This is a genomic window from Borrelia sp. RT5S (assembly GCF_021165755.1).
In the GTDB taxonomy this organism is placed as follows: Bacteria; Spirochaetota; Spirochaetia; order Borreliales; family Borreliaceae; genus Borrelia.
On sequence record NZ_CP088936.1, the window covers coordinates 588,842 to 602,892 of the forward strand.

Here is a 14,051-nt window from a genome sequence, read left to right on the forward strand (position 1 = left end):
GGCTTAAGCCCCTTATTTAGTTACATATTTTTCTCTAAAATTTCGTTTAGAATGCTAATGAATTGACTTGGGTTTTTGCTAGGCAGGCCTGAGGTTACTATTGCTTCTTCAAGAAGTATGATGCTTATTTTCTCCAGGCTTTCGCCGTCTAAGTTTTTTAAGTTTTGGACTATTTTGTTATTTGGGTTGAGTTCAAGAATAGGTTTTGTTTCCCTCACTTCTTGTCCCATTGACAGCATGATTCTTTGCATTTGATAGGTAGGGTCAGCACTGTCAATAATGATTGCTGATGGTTCTTTTATTAATGTGGCTGATAACAAAACATCTTTAACCTGGTCTTTAAGTATTTCCTTTACTCTTAATAAGACATCTTTAAATTCTTCTTCGGTTTTTTTAAAGTTTGCATCTTTTAATTCATCACTTGTTTCGTTTTTATTTACTGCTTTTAGTTTTGTTCCGTCGTATTCTGTAATGAAATTTAAAATAGCCTCATCGAGTTCATCATCCATAATAAGAGTCTCGTACCCTCTTTCTTTGTAAGCAGTTACAATTGGATTGGCTTTTAATATGTTTTCTCTTCCTCCGGTTATATAATATATGCTTTTCTGTCCCTCAGGCATTCTAGCTTTATATTCTTTCAAAGAGACAAGACCATCCACGCTAGAAGATTTGAATCTAATCAAGGATATAAGTTTTTTCCTGTTATCAAAGTCAGAATAAACTCCCTCTTTTAAACACCTGCCAAATTCTTTTGAAAACTCAGCAAACTTGGAAGAATCCGATTCACTTAGTTTTTCAAGTTCTCCTAGTATTTTTTTTACAGAAGACAACTTGATTTTGGATAGTGTTTTATTTTGCTGTAGGATCTCCCTGCTTACGTTGAGCGGTAAGTCTTGACAATCTATTACTCCTTTTATAAATCTTAAGTAATTTGGAAGTAAGCTGCCCTCAGAATCTGTTATAAAAACTCTGTTTATGAATAGCCTCACACCAGACTTAGGATTTGGGTAGTATAGATCGTAAGGAGCCTTGCTTGGTACATAGAAGAGGTTGATGTACTCAATGCTTCCTTCAGCTTTTGTATGAATATGGATAAGTGGATTTTCGTAGTCAAAAGTTAGATTTTTATAAAATTCATTGTATTCTTCATCAGTAATTTCACTTTTGTTTTTTATCCAAATTGCCGTAGTTTCGTTTGCTTTATCTTCTTTGTCTTCAAATCCCTCTTGTTTTCCATCTTTCATTAAGGGTTCCCTATATTTAATGAATATAGGATAGTTAATATGGTTTGAATATTTTTTTATAATCTCTTGAATTTTCCACTTACTAGCATACTCAGTTCCTTCTTCATTAAGGTAAAGGGTTATTTCGGTGCCCATCCCATCTTTTTCCGTTTGGTTTATTTCATACCCTGTCTTTCCGTCACTAGACCAGATATAGGCATTCTCTTCTAGGGCCTTTTTTGTTCTAACTTCAACTTTTTCCGATACGATGAAAGCACTGTAAAATCCAACTCCAAACTGTCCAATTAAACTTGAGGCTTTCTTTTCATCTTTTTTTAAGTTATTAATAAATTCTTTGGTGCCTGATTTTGCAATTACCCCAAGATGATTAATTAGATCCTCTTTATCCATTCCAATACCGTTATCTTTAATTCTAATGATTTTGTCATCAAAGCTTATTTCTATCCTTGGATCTAGGTTAATACCTTTAAATTTCTCATCTGTTAAGTTTAAAAATTTAAGTTTATCAATCGCATCGGAAGCGTTTGATATTAGTTCTCGTAAAAATATCTCTTTATGGGAATAGAGCGAGTGTATGATCAAATAAAGCAAATCATTAACTTCTGTGTCAAATTGTTTTTTCATGAAATTCTCCCCTCTTTCGTTTGGTTTAATCTTTACTTTTTCTATGATATAACATAATCTGAAAATAATGAATAAACTGGCTTTATTTGGAACGAAAAGTTAAGATAGGGGACAATGCGATGGATGTTGGTGTTTATGGGTTGGGTGTTATGGGTAGTAGTTTAGCTTTAAATATGGCTGATAATGGGTTTGATGTTTCTGTTTATAATAGAGACAATGAAAGGACTGAAGTTTTTCTTATAAACAATGCTCATAGGAAGATTAGTGGATTTAAAGATATTGAGAGTTTTATTAAAAGTTTAGAAAAACCTAGAAAAATTATTTTAATGATATCAAGCTCAGCTGTGGATAAGGTAATTGATCAAATTCTACCTTTAGTTGAAAAATTTGATATTGTCATTGACGGTGGAAATTCTCATTACAAGAATACTATGAGAAGAGAGAGAGAGATGTTTTCTAGAGATATTTATTTTGTTGGGCTTGGAATTTCAGGGGGTGAGGAGGGCGCTCGGACTGGACCTTCTTTGTTGTATGGGGGTAGCAAAAGGGCTTATGAGTTAGTTGAGCCGATTTTAAACAAGATAGCGGCCAAGACACAGAGTGGGGATGTTTGCTCTGCTTATATTGGTGAGAATGGAGCTGGACATTATGTAAAGATGGTTCATAATGGAATTGAATACGCCGATATGCAACTTATTAGTGAAGCATATTTTTTTATGAAGAAAGCTTTTAACTTAGATAATTTAAGGATTGCAGAAGTGTTTGAAAAGTGGAGTGAGGGAGAGCTTTCTAGTTATTTGGTGGAAATAACATCCAGTATTTTAAAATACAAAGAAAATAATGATTATTTGCTTGATAAGATTTTGGATGTTGCAAGCCAAAAGGGTACTGGGAAATGGACTTCAATTGAGGCTTTTGAGACAGGGGTGCCTGCAAATTTGATTTTTGAGTCTGTGTTTGCTCGGTTTGTTTCCACATTAAAACATGAGAGAGTAATTGCTAGTGACATCCTTAAAATGGATGTGGGTTCATTTGAATTTGATCTTAGTGATTGGATTTTGGATCTTTATTATGCACTTTTGGTTTCAAAGATATTAGCTTATGCTCAGGGTTTTATGTTGCTTAAGTCGGCATCCGTTAATTATAGCTGGGATTTAAACTTGGGAAAAGTTTCTTTGGTTTGGAGAGAGGGCTGCATAATTAGGAGTGTTTTCCTAGAAAAGATTAAATTAGCTTACGATAAAAATCCTCACCTTATCAATTTACTCTTTGATGACTACTTTTTAGAGGTAATCAAGAAGCATCACAAGTCCCTAAGACGAATAGTTTCAAAAGCTAGCGAAATCGGAATACCTTTGCCAGTATTTTATGCAAGTCTTTCGTTTCTGGATTCTTATTCTACTAATTACCTACCAGCCAATCTAATACAGGCTCAGCGAGACTTCTTTGGTGCACATAAGTTTGAAAGGCTGGACTCAAAGCTAGGTGAATTTTTCCATAGTAATTGGCAATAATTTAAATTGGGTGTTAAAGATAGTATTTTGCAAATATCCCTCCCGTTATGTTTGTCTTAAGGCCTGCATAGAGATGATGATATGCAAGAGATCTTGTGTTTGATATAAATTCTATTGAAGGTGCTATTTTAAAACCTATTTCTACCTTTTCTGCTAGGTCGTAAAAAAGAACTATTGGTGTTCTGACTCCAAATCCCAATTGTAGGTTTATTAGATCTGATTTGCGAGATGCTATATGCATGCTTCCTCCAATGCCTAGTCCAATAGATAGTTCTTCTATCAATGGTATTGTGAAGATCAAATCTAGAGCTGCGAGTGCAAATAGGTTGAAGTCGTATTTTTTTGAGTCAATTCCGCGGCCGGATATAATCATTCCGTTTGTACCTCCATATCCTATTTCAACATCAATGAACGGGAAGGACATAACATAATTGAAAACGGGGTTCCCAATACTGCCTCCAAACCCCACTCCTCTGTTTAGATATGAATTTCTTCCAAACATATCAGACCACGTAATTAATAGTAAAAATATTATTAGTGCCAGTTTCCTCATTATGCCTCCAGTAATTAAACATCTGACATTATACCACATATTAGTTTTAAAGATTAAATAAAGACCTGTAAGCTAAACTGAGGGTAGCTTGCTAGATGTTGTTTAAAGATTTTATACAATCCAAAACCTAAGCCCCAGAGTTGCAAATATTTCCCATTTTTGAGCTGGATTGAAACTTCCACCCCAAATGTTGACACCGGGTCCTACTTTTAAAAAAATATCAAATAATTTTTCACTAACTGAGAAATTTAGTATGAAAGACAGGCGCCCCCCAACATTCATCGAGCTATAAACTGTTTGAGTTTGCTTCCAATTTGGTAACCACCACATACCATATAGACCAATACCAAGTGCAACATCTACTAGACTGGATTCCTCTAGCAAATTGTATGTAGGGGTAATAAACTCCAAAGAGTAAAATATTGTGCTGATATTTCGAAACAAATTCTTCAACCCATTGTAAAGTCCAATCTCTATTTCAACGTTGGGGCCCAAGACCAACTGAAATGTAAATGGGAAAGGTCCCATTACTCCAAAAGCAAAGGACCCCCGACTTGTATACAAGCCGTCTGCTTTTGCTGAGGCGTTAAGTACAACCAACAACAGGGCTAAAATCAACACTATCTTTTTCACACTTCACCTTATATCCACAACTTTGCCTATTAAGTAACATACCCAAACTCTTTAAAATTGAAAATCCGTAATTTTGTTTGGAGTTCCGAATATGTTTTAAAGAACAAGAACATCTTTTCTTAGTATATAATCTTCATTTACACAAACCAGAACCTAAATCCAAGCCCTGCAAATACTTCCCATCTAAAACCTACTCCTTTGCTCCAAATATTCATTCCAAGACCGGGCGCTACTTTTAAAAATAAATCAAATCTGTGCCTAGATATTGCAAGATTTAAAAGTAAGGGCAGTCTCGCACCTACGTTCATTGGGCCACTGTTTGCTTGGCTATTGCTCCACCTCGATAACCACATAGTGCCGTAAGCACCGCCCCCCACAGCAAGCTCCAAAACGTTAGCTGCGCCTGGGAAGGTATATGCGTAGAAAATGTAATCTAATGCAAGAAACAGGGTTTTCCAATCTTTAAATAAGTTGTTTGCACCGCTGTAGAGGCCAAAATCTATATCCACGTTCCCAATGTTTAATTCTAATGCAATGGGAAACGGCAATAAAATCCCTGCACCGAATTTACTTCTTGATGTTGAATTTGCAAAAACAGGACTTAAGCAAAACACTAACGTTATTATAATGATTGTAATCTTTTTTTTCACGACAATTCCCCCTCTATAGGAATATGTAATCCTAGATTATAGAAATTCAACAGATTTTTGTTAATATAGCAGTTCGGGTAATTTAATTTTTAATCCAACCCTTTATTCCTACAGATAAATCTCCTCTTATTGGGAATACGAATTGCTTGCTAGGAGTCTGCCCGATAAAAAGGGACGGGGAGGTCCTTATGTTGATCTCAAAATTATCGCCTAACATTTTGTATTTTATTCCAGAAGGGATAGATAAACCAATTTTGTAGTTAATGCCTGAATAAGATATTTGTTCATATATTTCTGTAGTATTGCCAATTTCTAAAAACAAGCCAACGCCCATAAAGAAAAAGACAGTATTTACAATGTGTAGATCTGAGAATACATAATGAGCATGTATATAAAACATGAATTCTTTTGAGAAAAGATTTGTAATACTTGTGTGTATCATCCCTATGCCGATGTCAAAATTTTTTGTACTAAATTCCATTCCTGTCGGAAAGGGGAAGAAAATCCCGAATCCAAACTTTCCTCTTGAACAAAAATTAAAGGGATTTTCGATTGTAGTATTGGTAGAATTATTTTCTAATATTTCTCTTGAAAATATGTACTCAGGGGCGAGTTCTGCTAATAAGAACAGTATGAATAATAATTTTTTGTTTATCATTTACATTTTCTTTATTTTAAGAAGCTAATGAGTAGAGCTTACATGTTCATTATAAATAATGTTAAAACATTATTTCACATTTATTTAGTATTTAAATTTTTGATTTATAATTGGTGTTTAGCGGTGCGTGAAATAGTGCAGGGTTAAGGCGGCTGACATTATGACATGTTACTTGTTTTATTAGTTCTATCATTAAGAGGCACTTATGGAATTAGAAACGGATTTGCAGAGTATGCTGAGCCAGTATCTTCTGTTTAGCTTGGATGAACTTTATGCCATCGAGATTAAATATGTGGTTGAAGTACTAGAATACACTAAAATATCGAAAATACCAAGAACACCTGATTATATGGCGGGGATAATTAACAATCGGGGGAAAATAGTTCCGATAATCGATATTAGAAAGCAGTTTGGTATGGAAGAACGCAAGATTAGCGAGGAGGAAATTAAAAAAAATAAGGAAGTTGATGTTTCAAATATCATTATATTGACTCTAACATATGAAGGCGACGAGTTTAATCTTGGAATTTTGGTAGATTATGTTAACGAGGTTCTTGAATTAGATCCGGCTAGTATTGATGATACCCCAAAGATTGGTACGGGGTTTAACGCTAGGTTTATCTCAGGGATTGGCAAGAGTAAAAATAGGTTTATCATTATTCTTGACATAGAGAATTTGTTTGATGTTAAGGAACTTTCCAAATTTAGAAATACCACGATATATGATCCTGATAATGAGCAATAGGAGTTTTGTGTTATGCTTTATAAGCCAGAAGGGGAACTTGTAATAAATAGCATTTTTAGGGTTAAAGAGGATCTTTTAAATATTTTCAAAGAGATGCAGGAGGGAGATACTCTTACTGTTAACCTTTCAAGTGTAGAAAAAATTGATATTACTTTCGTACAAATTTTGTATGCTTCTAATAAATACGCTAAGAGTAGAAATTTATTTTTAAAGATAGAATATCCATCCGATGAAGTCCTAAGTTCTTTGCTATATGGTGGGTTTTTAAGCGATATTGAGGATGTTGATAATTTGGATTTAGGGTCTAGTTTAGTTGGATTTTAGTTTTATGTATTTAAAGGGAAACTTATGAACAGTAGAGATATGATTGATAAATTTAAAGATTCTTTTAAAGAAGAGTCTATAGAGAACATCTCAGATATCGAACAAGCACTTCTTAATATTGAGTTTGAATCGGGACAGGAAGTTATTAATTCTATTTTTAGAAACTTTCATACAATAAAGGGTAGTGCTGGAATGTTTGGGTTTAATTTTACTGCTTCTCTTGTTCATGAGATAGAAACTGTGCTTGATCCTATTAAAGAGGGTTCTGATGAATTTGGTCAAGCTACTGTTGATTCTACTCTAATGGCAGTTGATTTTATTCGCGAGTTAATTGAAGGGGATGAGGCTATTGATGAGGTTGAATTTAAAACTCGAGAAAGGGAGTTAGTAGAGACAATTAAAAGGGGAATAGGATCTTCTGCTGATGTTAAGCTTAGTGATGACTTAGAATCTAGTTCTAATTGTGAGGCTCAAGTAGAAGCATCTAGTGGTGTTGAAGAAGAGGCTGCCTCTGGATTATCTTTAGAGGGTGGATTTGAGGATGAGGCTTTAAATATCGCAACTAAGGTCTATAAAATTGTTTTCATACCAGCAAGGGGCATTTTGTTTCATGGCCACAAACCAATCAATTTATTAAAGAAAATATTGGATTTGGGTAATGGCCAGATTAAAGCTAAGGTGGGGGGCATCCCTGATTTGGAGTTAATATCTCCTGATAATGTTTATGTTAAATGGGAGATGAAATTAGAGACGGAAGAGAGCAGGAGTGTCATAGAAGATGTTTTTGTGTTCCTGGATGAGCAGTCGAAAGTTGTCGTTGAAGAAGTTGATAAGCTTTATGAGGTACCCGATGATTCCGATTTGTTGGAGGCGGGTACGGATGAGGTTAAGGAGGATAAAGATCAGAGTGAAATACATTCTGTGAAACAAAATGCGGCGTCAAAAACGAGAGAAGTTGAGAATAAAACGCCTTTTAGGGGCGATGGGGTTAATTTTAATTTTAGTGATGCTACTGCTAAGAGCAAGGTAAATATTGCAAGTATTAAGGTTGATTCAAAAAAATTGGATCACTTGGTAAATCTTGTTGGCGAACTTGTAACAATTCAGTCTAAGCTTTCAAAAGAGGCTGAGAATAAAGGTAGTAATGTTTTAAACTCAATTTCGGCTGAGTTTTCTTTGCTTATTAATGAGCTCAGAGATTATACAACAGGACTTAGGACTGTTCCTATTGAAATTTTATTTGTAAAGTTTCAAAGAATAGTTAAGGATTTATCTGCGCAGCTTGGAAAATCAATTCTTTATCATACTCAGGGCGGGGACACTGTTCTTGACAAAAGTATCATTGAGAAATTGAATGAGCCTTTGGTGCACTTAATAAGGAATTCAATTGATCATGGTATTGAATCAGCCGATGAGAGGGTGAAAGCTGGAAAGGATCCTAAGGGTGTAATTAAGCTTTCTGCACATCAGTCGGGGGATTCTGTTATCGTGGTTATTGAGGACGATGGTAGGGGACTTGACAGACGTAAGATAATTAAAAAGGCTGTGGAAAAGGGCATAGTGTCTGAAACTGTTTCAAAAACTTTATCGGAAGTTGATGTTTATAATTTAATTTTTGAACCCGGGTTTTCAACAGCTGGTGTTGTAACTAGTATATCTGGGCGGGGCGTTGGAATGGATGTTGTTAGGAAACAGGTGGAGTCTTTAAGGGGTAATGTTGTTCTTGAGAGTGAACTTGGGAAATATACTAGAACGAAATTAATTTTTCCTTTGACCTTGGCGATTATTGAAGGTTGGTTGGTAAGAGTAAAAGACGAACATTTTATTGTGCCTCTCTCTAGCGTTGAATCTTGTCTTGAGGCCGATAAGTTAATGTCTGAGAAGTGTGGTCTTGAGTGCAATAATAATGTTATGAACTATAGGGGAAGCATGATTAGCTATATACGTCTGAGGGAATTTTTTGAGATATCTAGAGAAAAAAGCGCTAGTGAGCATGTTGTTGTTGTTAATACGAATAGTGGAAAGATAGGAATTGTAGTTGATGAAGTGTTGGGACAACATCAGACCGTTATTAAAGCTTTAGGAAAAGTTTATTCTAGAGTAGAGGGAGTGTCGGGAGCTACAATACTTGGAGATGGTAGTTTGGCATTAGTAATAGATATTGATACGATAACTAAAATTATGAAGTAGTATGCTTTAATATTTGTGTATTTTGGGTTTTGGCAATGTAGAGTATACTAAGAGATAGAAATGAAGATATTGATAGTTGATAATCAGGGTTTAATAAGGCAGATTTTTGTCAGGGCTTTCAGTCAAGATTTGGATGTTGAGATTTTAAATCCGGGATCTAATTCCCTAAACCTTATTAATGTTTTTTTACAAAAATTCCCCGATTTGGTTATTATTGATGAGAGTACTGCTAAATCTAATTTTGGAAGCGCCCTTGAAAACGTTCTTAATAATATCTCACTTCCTGTTGTATTTATAGCAGAAGATGAAGAAAATCCAAATTTTGGATTTCTTAAGAATAAGACAGATAAAATCAAATTAGTAATAAATAAGCTTAATTTCAAGCTTGTCGTCAACTTATTTAGAAGTGATTACTTAAGTTTAGTAAAATCTGAGGTCAAAAAGCTTGGCAGTAATAAACTTGCTATTTCTTTTGATGTTAAAAGGATTAAAGCTCCTAATTTTTATCCTAAGCCTAGGGTTAAGAAACCTGGTACTAATGTTTCTGGTGTGACAAAGAGCTATAAGGTTGCAGATGTTATTAATGTTGCTCCTAAGAATGATCCAGATGTTGTTTTAAAGTATCAGGGTGTTATTAATAGACAAAGAACAGGGAAAGTGATTTTTGTTGGTTCTTCAACAGGGGGAACTGAGGCCTTAAGGGTATTTTTAAGATATTTCAGAAAAGATTCCCCTCCAATCGTTATTGTACAACACATGCCAGGTGGGTTTACAAAGTCTTTTGCAAAAAGCTTAAACAATGAATTTGAAGTTGATGTGAAAGAGGCTGAGGACGGAGATATTTTAAGACCGGGTCTTGTAATAATTGCAAATGGTAATTATCATTTGATTGTAAAATACGGTAATGGTAATTATTTTGTTAATTTATTAGATGGCCCTTTGGTCAGTAGACACAAGCCGTCTGTTAATGTTTTGTTTCGTTCTGCTGCTATGTATGCCGCGGGGAATGCTATTGGGGTTATGCTTACGGGAATGGGAGATGATGGGGCTGCTTGCATGCTTGAGATGAAGAATAGTGGGGCGTATAATATTGCCCAAGACCAGGCTACATCTGTGGTGTTTGGAATGCCTATGGAGGCGATAAAAGCAGGTGCTGTAGATAAGGTTCTTCCTTTAAATAAAATATCGGAATGTATTTTAAGGAGATCTTAATGAGTGAAGATAAGCGTTTTGATGTTGAACTTTACATTGGTAAGTTGTTTGCTGAGCTTGGGAATTTTGACGAGAGGTCGAGGCGGGTTTATTCAAATTTAAGCAAATCAATTCCTAAATTAATAGAAAAACTTTCAAAGGATATTAAAGATTTGTCTTTCAGTGTTGGGCTTATTTCTGATCTTGATATCGAAAATGATTATTCTTTGAATAATTTTATTTATAAGGCTATAAGAGTATTGAATGATTTTGTGTCTTATTTCAATGCTTCAACCGATTCACTTGAAGCTCAGTTTAGCGTTATAAAAGATAAAGTTAAGGACATAGAAATACTTGAAGATGTGATTGAAAAGATGAAAAAAAGTTCTCTTGATATGGAGATAATGTCTATTAATACATTAACGGTTGCCCTAAGAGCTGGAAGAGCAGGAGGGGCTTTCTCTTACATTACAAATGAAATTAAAACTTTAACTCAATCTATGATCAAACAGGCAGATCAGCTTACCAGTAGGGGTAGGGATATTAAGGCTGGGCTTGATCGGGCTAAGGAACAGGTGCGTGAAAACAATATGGCCGAGAATAAAATTCTTGAAGAATTTAAAGATAGCTTGATGAAGAACATAGACGAGTTTTCAGGAGAGATTGGCGAGGTTATTGCCTTTTATGATAGCATATTGGATACACTGAGCGAATTTAAATTCAAGTTTGTGAATGCTGTTTCTTATCTTCAGTTTCAGGATAGACTTACGCAGTCTTTGTATCATTTAAACATTATGTATTCCAATGTTGATGTTTTTAAGTTTAGAGATATAAGTGAACTTCAGAGATTGAAATTTTTGTCTATTTTCACAGATACGTCCAGAATGATAATCAGAGATGTTATTGATAAATTGGATGAAAATTTGAATGTGTTTGAGGAATTTGTTGACACGTCTATTTCATCTATTCAGACTATTAATGATTTAAAAGCGGAAAACTCTTTATACATCGATATAGCAAAAACTGTGGAATCTTTTTCAGTTATTTTATCGAATTTACTTAAAAGAATAGACGATGTAGAGAAAAATAATTCTAACTTTTTAAGTCTTTATTATGAACAGATTAAGTTTGTTAAGTCTTTGGAATTTATGTTCTCAAATATTGCAGCTATTTCTGCTAGGTTTCAAAATATTAATATAGCTTCTAAAATAGAGGTTGTAAAGAGAATTGAGCTTGAAGATATGGAAGGTAATATTTCTGAGATGTCAAAAATTATTGGCAATATTGATTTAAACATTAATAAAGGACGCGAGTTTTTAGATCAAATAATATTTTTCTTTGAGAAGATTGTAAAGGATTATGATAACAGGTTTTATCTTGAGAAGAGCTATTTTAAAAAATTTAAAAAATTATTTATGGAGATAAAGAGTAATATTTATGAGATAAAAAATATTGCTATTGATAGTATTTTGTCTTACGAAATGTTTTCGGTTGATTTTTTAGAAATATTTGAGGAAATTAAGATGGAAGTTTACAATATTAAAAATTTGAAAGGTAGACTTTTAGAAATTGAAGAGCTGGTAGTTAATATGGGGCAAGATATTAACTTTGAGCTTGATTTAGAGTTAGCTAGGGGTGGTATTGGTTCTGTTGAGATTGAAGACAAGGAATTTGTTCGAAGAATTGCTAATAGATTTACTTTGTTTATACACAAAAAGCATTTATTGTCTCTTATTGAAGATGAAAAGGATGTTCAATCATTAGATGAGGGTAGTGTAATTTTGTTTTAATTTTTATATAATTACCTAGGATGTTTTGAATGATTTTGGAGGCTTTGCATGGGGGAAATAAGTTAAGGAGTGTTGAATGAAGAAGAGAATTTTAGTCATAGATGATAATAGAGCCATCAGGCAAAGTGTTGCCTATATTTTGGAACAAAATGGTTTTGGGGTTTCTGAGGCAGAGGATGGTTTGGATGGTGTAACTAAGTTTAAGGAAGCTGTTGGACAAAGTGATAAGGATTTTGATCTTGTTATTACGGATATAAATATGCCTAATTTAGATGGTATAGGGGTAATTAAGCAGATAAGAGAATTTGGAAGTTTTGTTCCGATACTTGTTCTTACAACTGAATCTGAGCAATCAAAGGTTGATGAGGGCCGTAAGGCGGGCGCTACTGGGTGGCTTGTTAAGCCTTTTAATCCTGATACTCTTATGCAAACGATATCGAAAATATTTTAACTTGTACTTTCTGAATTAAATTCGGGGTTTTGGAGTTGCTTCGGGTATGATTGGTTGTTTATGTTTTGTATTCTGGGGATATAGGACATAAGGATTTGATTTTATGGGAGGCTCTTATGGATCTCAAGTTGAAGGAGCAATTTTATTTTGACTTAGGAGAGTTAGTTAGGTTTAATAGTGTTGTGGGCTCTCCTTTAAAAGATAAGCCTTTTGGGGAGCAGATTGATTTGTGTTTGAATAAAGTCTTGGATGTGGCCCGAGGCATTGGTTTTGAGGTTTACAAAGCTGAAGATGGATATTATGGGTTTGCTGAAATAGGGAAGGGTGATGAGCTTGTAGGTATTTTGGGGCATGTCGATGTTGTTGATGTTGGAAACTTGTCTCAGTGGCGTTCAGATCCCTTTAACCTTAGTTTTAGGGATGGGAATGTTTATGCTAGGGGTATTTTGGATGATAAGGGGCCTTTGGTGGCTGTTCTTTATGCTTTTAAGTCATTGGTTTTAGAAGGGTTTTCTTTCAAAAAGAGATTTAGGATGATTTTTGGTACGGATGAGGAAACTTTATGGCGTTGTATTGAGCAGTATAGAAATAGAGAAGTGCTTCCTGATTTTTCTTTCACCCCTGACGCAGATTTTCCGGTTGTTAATGCGGAGAAGGGCTTATTGCAGTTTGATGTTATTAGTGACGAGGTGGGGTGTATGGATTTCAACCTTGGTACTGGATATAATGTGATTCCTGGAGAATGTGCTTTTGAGCTTGGGGATTCTAATCGAGATGACTTTAGAATTTTGCTTGATGGTTTTGGGGATAGGATTAAATATAAATTTCATGAAAATAACGTTGTAATTCATGGTGTTTCGGCACATGCTTCATTGCCTGATGTTGGAGTTAATGTTGCTCCTTATGCATTAAATATCATCAAGTCTTTGGGAGTAGAGGCTAATTTTATCAAATTTTTTGAGGACAAAATTGGGTTTACTATCAATGGTGAGAAATTATTTGGTAAAGTCTTGGAGGATTTAAAATCTGGAAAACTCACTCTTTGTTTAACAAAGATTAGTTTATCTAAAACTTCTAATCAGGTTTTGTCTTTTGATATGAGATATCCTGTGGATTTTAAGAGAGAAGATTTGGTAAGCTTAATAAAGGATGCTCTGGTTCCATATTCTTTAAGTTATAATGAAGTTTCTTATCTTGATCCTATTTACGTTGATTCTGATTCAGATTTTGTTAAAACTTTGATTGAAGTTTACAAGGACTTTACAGGAGAAGTTGATGCTAGGCCTATTGCTATTGGAGGTGCGACTTATGCTAGAGCTTTAAAGAATTGCGTTGCTTTTGGTCCGCTGTTTAGGGGAGCAGACAATACGGCTCACCAGACTAACGAGTATATGAAGGAGAGTGATCTTTTAAGGCTTGTTTCAATTTACAAGGAAGCTATTAGCAAACTTAATGGCTAGAGGATCTGGTATTCAAGAGCTACC

General features: G+C 34.6%; 12 protein-coding genes and 2 pseudogenes. 9 read left to right on the plus strand and 5 right to left on the minus strand.

Annotated elements, in window-relative coordinates; genetic code table 11:
• Nucleotides 1-20: 20 nt before the first annotated feature.
• Nucleotides 21-1,868 carry a molecular chaperone HtpG gene (gene htpG, locus LSO06_RS02890; RefSeq protein WP_231760566.1) on the minus strand — a complete coding sequence of 616 codons (1,848 nt, stop codon included), beginning with the start codon at nucleotides 1,866-1,868 and terminating at the stop codon, nucleotides 21-23.
• Nucleotides 1,869-1,987: 119 nt separating this feature from the next.
• On the opposite strand from htpG, the gene gnd reads away from it, so the two are divergent.
• Complete coding sequence (gnd, locus tag LSO06_RS02895) at nucleotides 1,988-3,382, plus strand: decarboxylating NADP(+)-dependent phosphogluconate dehydrogenase (RefSeq protein WP_231760880.1); 1,395 nt, start codon at nucleotides 1,988-1,990, stop codon at nucleotides 3,380-3,382.
• A gap of 13 nt (nucleotides 3,383-3,395) precedes the next feature.
• On the opposite strand, the gene LSO06_RS02900 is transcribed toward gnd, so the two are convergent.
• The 4 genes from LSO06_RS02900 to LSO06_RS02915 form a co-directional block, all read right to left on the minus strand.
• Entirely contained in the window at nucleotides 3,396-3,935 is a 540-nt protein-coding gene (locus LSO06_RS02900) for a BAPKO_0422 family outer member beta-barrel protein (RefSeq protein WP_231760567.1), read from the minus strand.
• Between the two features lie 111 nt (nucleotides 3,936-4,046).
• Nucleotides 4,047-4,568, minus strand: a complete 522-nt coding sequence (locus LSO06_RS02905; protein WP_231760568.1) for a BAPKO_0422 family outer member beta-barrel protein — start codon at nucleotides 4,566-4,568, stop codon at nucleotides 4,047-4,049.
• Between the two features lie 137 nt (nucleotides 4,569-4,705).
• Nucleotides 4,706-5,218 carry a DUF3996 domain-containing protein gene (locus LSO06_RS02910; protein WP_231760569.1) on the minus strand — a complete coding sequence of 171 codons (513 nt, stop codon included), beginning with the start codon at nucleotides 5,216-5,218 and terminating at the stop codon, nucleotides 4,706-4,708.
• A gap of 82 nt (nucleotides 5,219-5,300) precedes the next feature.
• Entirely contained in the window at nucleotides 5,301-5,876 is a 576-nt protein-coding gene (locus LSO06_RS02915; RefSeq protein WP_231760570.1) for a BAPKO_0422 family outer member beta-barrel protein, read from the minus strand.
• Between the two features lie 205 nt (nucleotides 5,877-6,081).
• On the opposite strand from LSO06_RS02915, the gene LSO06_RS02920 reads away from it, so the two are divergent.
• The 8 genes and pseudogenes from LSO06_RS02920 (at nucleotide 6,082) to LSO06_RS02950 (ending at nucleotide 14,027) form a co-directional block, all read left to right on the plus strand.
• Nucleotides 6,082-6,621, plus strand: a complete 540-nt coding sequence (locus LSO06_RS02920; RefSeq protein WP_231760571.1) for a chemotaxis protein CheW — start codon at nucleotides 6,082-6,084, stop codon at nucleotides 6,619-6,621.
• 12 nt (nucleotides 6,622-6,633) lie between these two features.
• Nucleotides 6,634-6,945 (plus strand): hypothetical protein, encoded by a 312-nt coding sequence (locus LSO06_RS02925; protein WP_231760572.1) that lies wholly within the window; start codon nucleotides 6,634-6,636, stop codon nucleotides 6,943-6,945.
• 24 nt (nucleotides 6,946-6,969) lie between these two features.
• Nucleotides 6,970-7,306, plus strand: a pseudogene (locus LSO06_RS05825) (Hpt domain-containing protein); the annotation flags it as partial.
• Between the two features lie 173 nt (nucleotides 7,307-7,479).
• Nucleotides 7,480-9,135: pseudogene (locus LSO06_RS02930) on the plus strand (chemotaxis protein CheA); the annotation flags it as partial.
• Nucleotides 9,136-9,195: 60 nt separating this feature from the next.
• On the plus strand, nucleotides 9,196-10,347 hold the full coding sequence (locus tag LSO06_RS02935) for a chemotaxis protein CheB (RefSeq protein WP_231760574.1): 1,152 nt from the start codon (nucleotides 9,196-9,198) through the stop codon (nucleotides 10,345-10,347).
• Entirely contained in the window at nucleotides 10,347-12,116 is a 1,770-nt protein-coding gene (locus LSO06_RS02940; protein WP_231760575.1) for a BB0569 family chemotaxis protein, read from the plus strand. The genes LSO06_RS02935 and LSO06_RS02940 overlap by 1 nt, the downstream gene beginning before the upstream one ends.
• Nucleotides 12,117-12,192: 76 nt before the next feature.
• A complete protein-coding gene (locus tag LSO06_RS02945; RefSeq protein ID WP_231760576.1) occupies nucleotides 12,193-12,567 on the plus strand; it encodes a response regulator in 375 nt (124 codons plus the stop codon).
• Nucleotides 12,568-12,683: 116 nt separating this feature from the next.
• Nucleotides 12,684-14,027 carry a Sapep family Mn(2+)-dependent dipeptidase gene (locus tag LSO06_RS02950; RefSeq protein WP_231760577.1) on the plus strand — a complete coding sequence of 448 codons (1,344 nt, stop codon included), beginning with the start codon at nucleotides 12,684-12,686 and terminating at the stop codon, nucleotides 14,025-14,027.
• Nucleotides 14,028-14,051: the final 24 nt, after the last annotated feature.

Excerpts from the sequence above, each read along its gene's own strand:
- gnd (WP_231760880.1), top strand. The coding sequence starts at position 1,988 with ATGGATGTTGGTGTTTATGGGTTGGGTGTTATGGGTAGTAGTTTAGCT.
- LSO06_RS02915 (WP_231760570.1), bottom strand. The coding sequence starts at position 5,876 with ATGATAAACAAAAAATTATTATTCATACTGTTCTTATTAGCAGAACTC.
- LSO06_RS02920 (WP_231760571.1), top strand. The coding sequence starts at position 6,082 with ATGGAATTAGAAACGGATTTGCAGAGTATGCTGAGCCAGTATCTTCTG.
- LSO06_RS02925 (WP_231760572.1), top strand. The coding sequence starts at position 6,634 with ATGCTTTATAAGCCAGAAGGGGAACTTGTAATAAATAGCATTTTTAGG.
- LSO06_RS02940 (WP_231760575.1), top strand. The coding sequence starts at position 10,347 with ATGAGTGAAGATAAGCGTTTTGATGTTGAACTTTACATTGGTAAGTTG.
- LSO06_RS02935 (WP_231760574.1), top strand. The coding sequence starts at position 9,196 with ATGAAGATATTGATAGTTGATAATCAGGGTTTAATAAGGCAGATTTTT.
- LSO06_RS02900 (WP_231760567.1), bottom strand. The coding sequence starts at position 3,935 with ATGAGGAAACTGGCACTAATAATATTTTTACTATTAATTACGTGGTCT.
- htpG (WP_231760566.1), bottom strand. The coding sequence starts at position 1,868 with ATGAAAAAACAATTTGACACAGAAGTTAATGATTTGCTTTATTTGATC.
- LSO06_RS02945 (WP_231760576.1), top strand. The coding sequence starts at position 12,193 with ATGAAGAAGAGAATTTTAGTCATAGATGATAATAGAGCCATCAGGCAA.
- LSO06_RS02950 (WP_231760577.1), top strand. The coding sequence starts at position 12,684 with ATGGATCTCAAGTTGAAGGAGCAATTTTATTTTGACTTAGGAGAGTTA.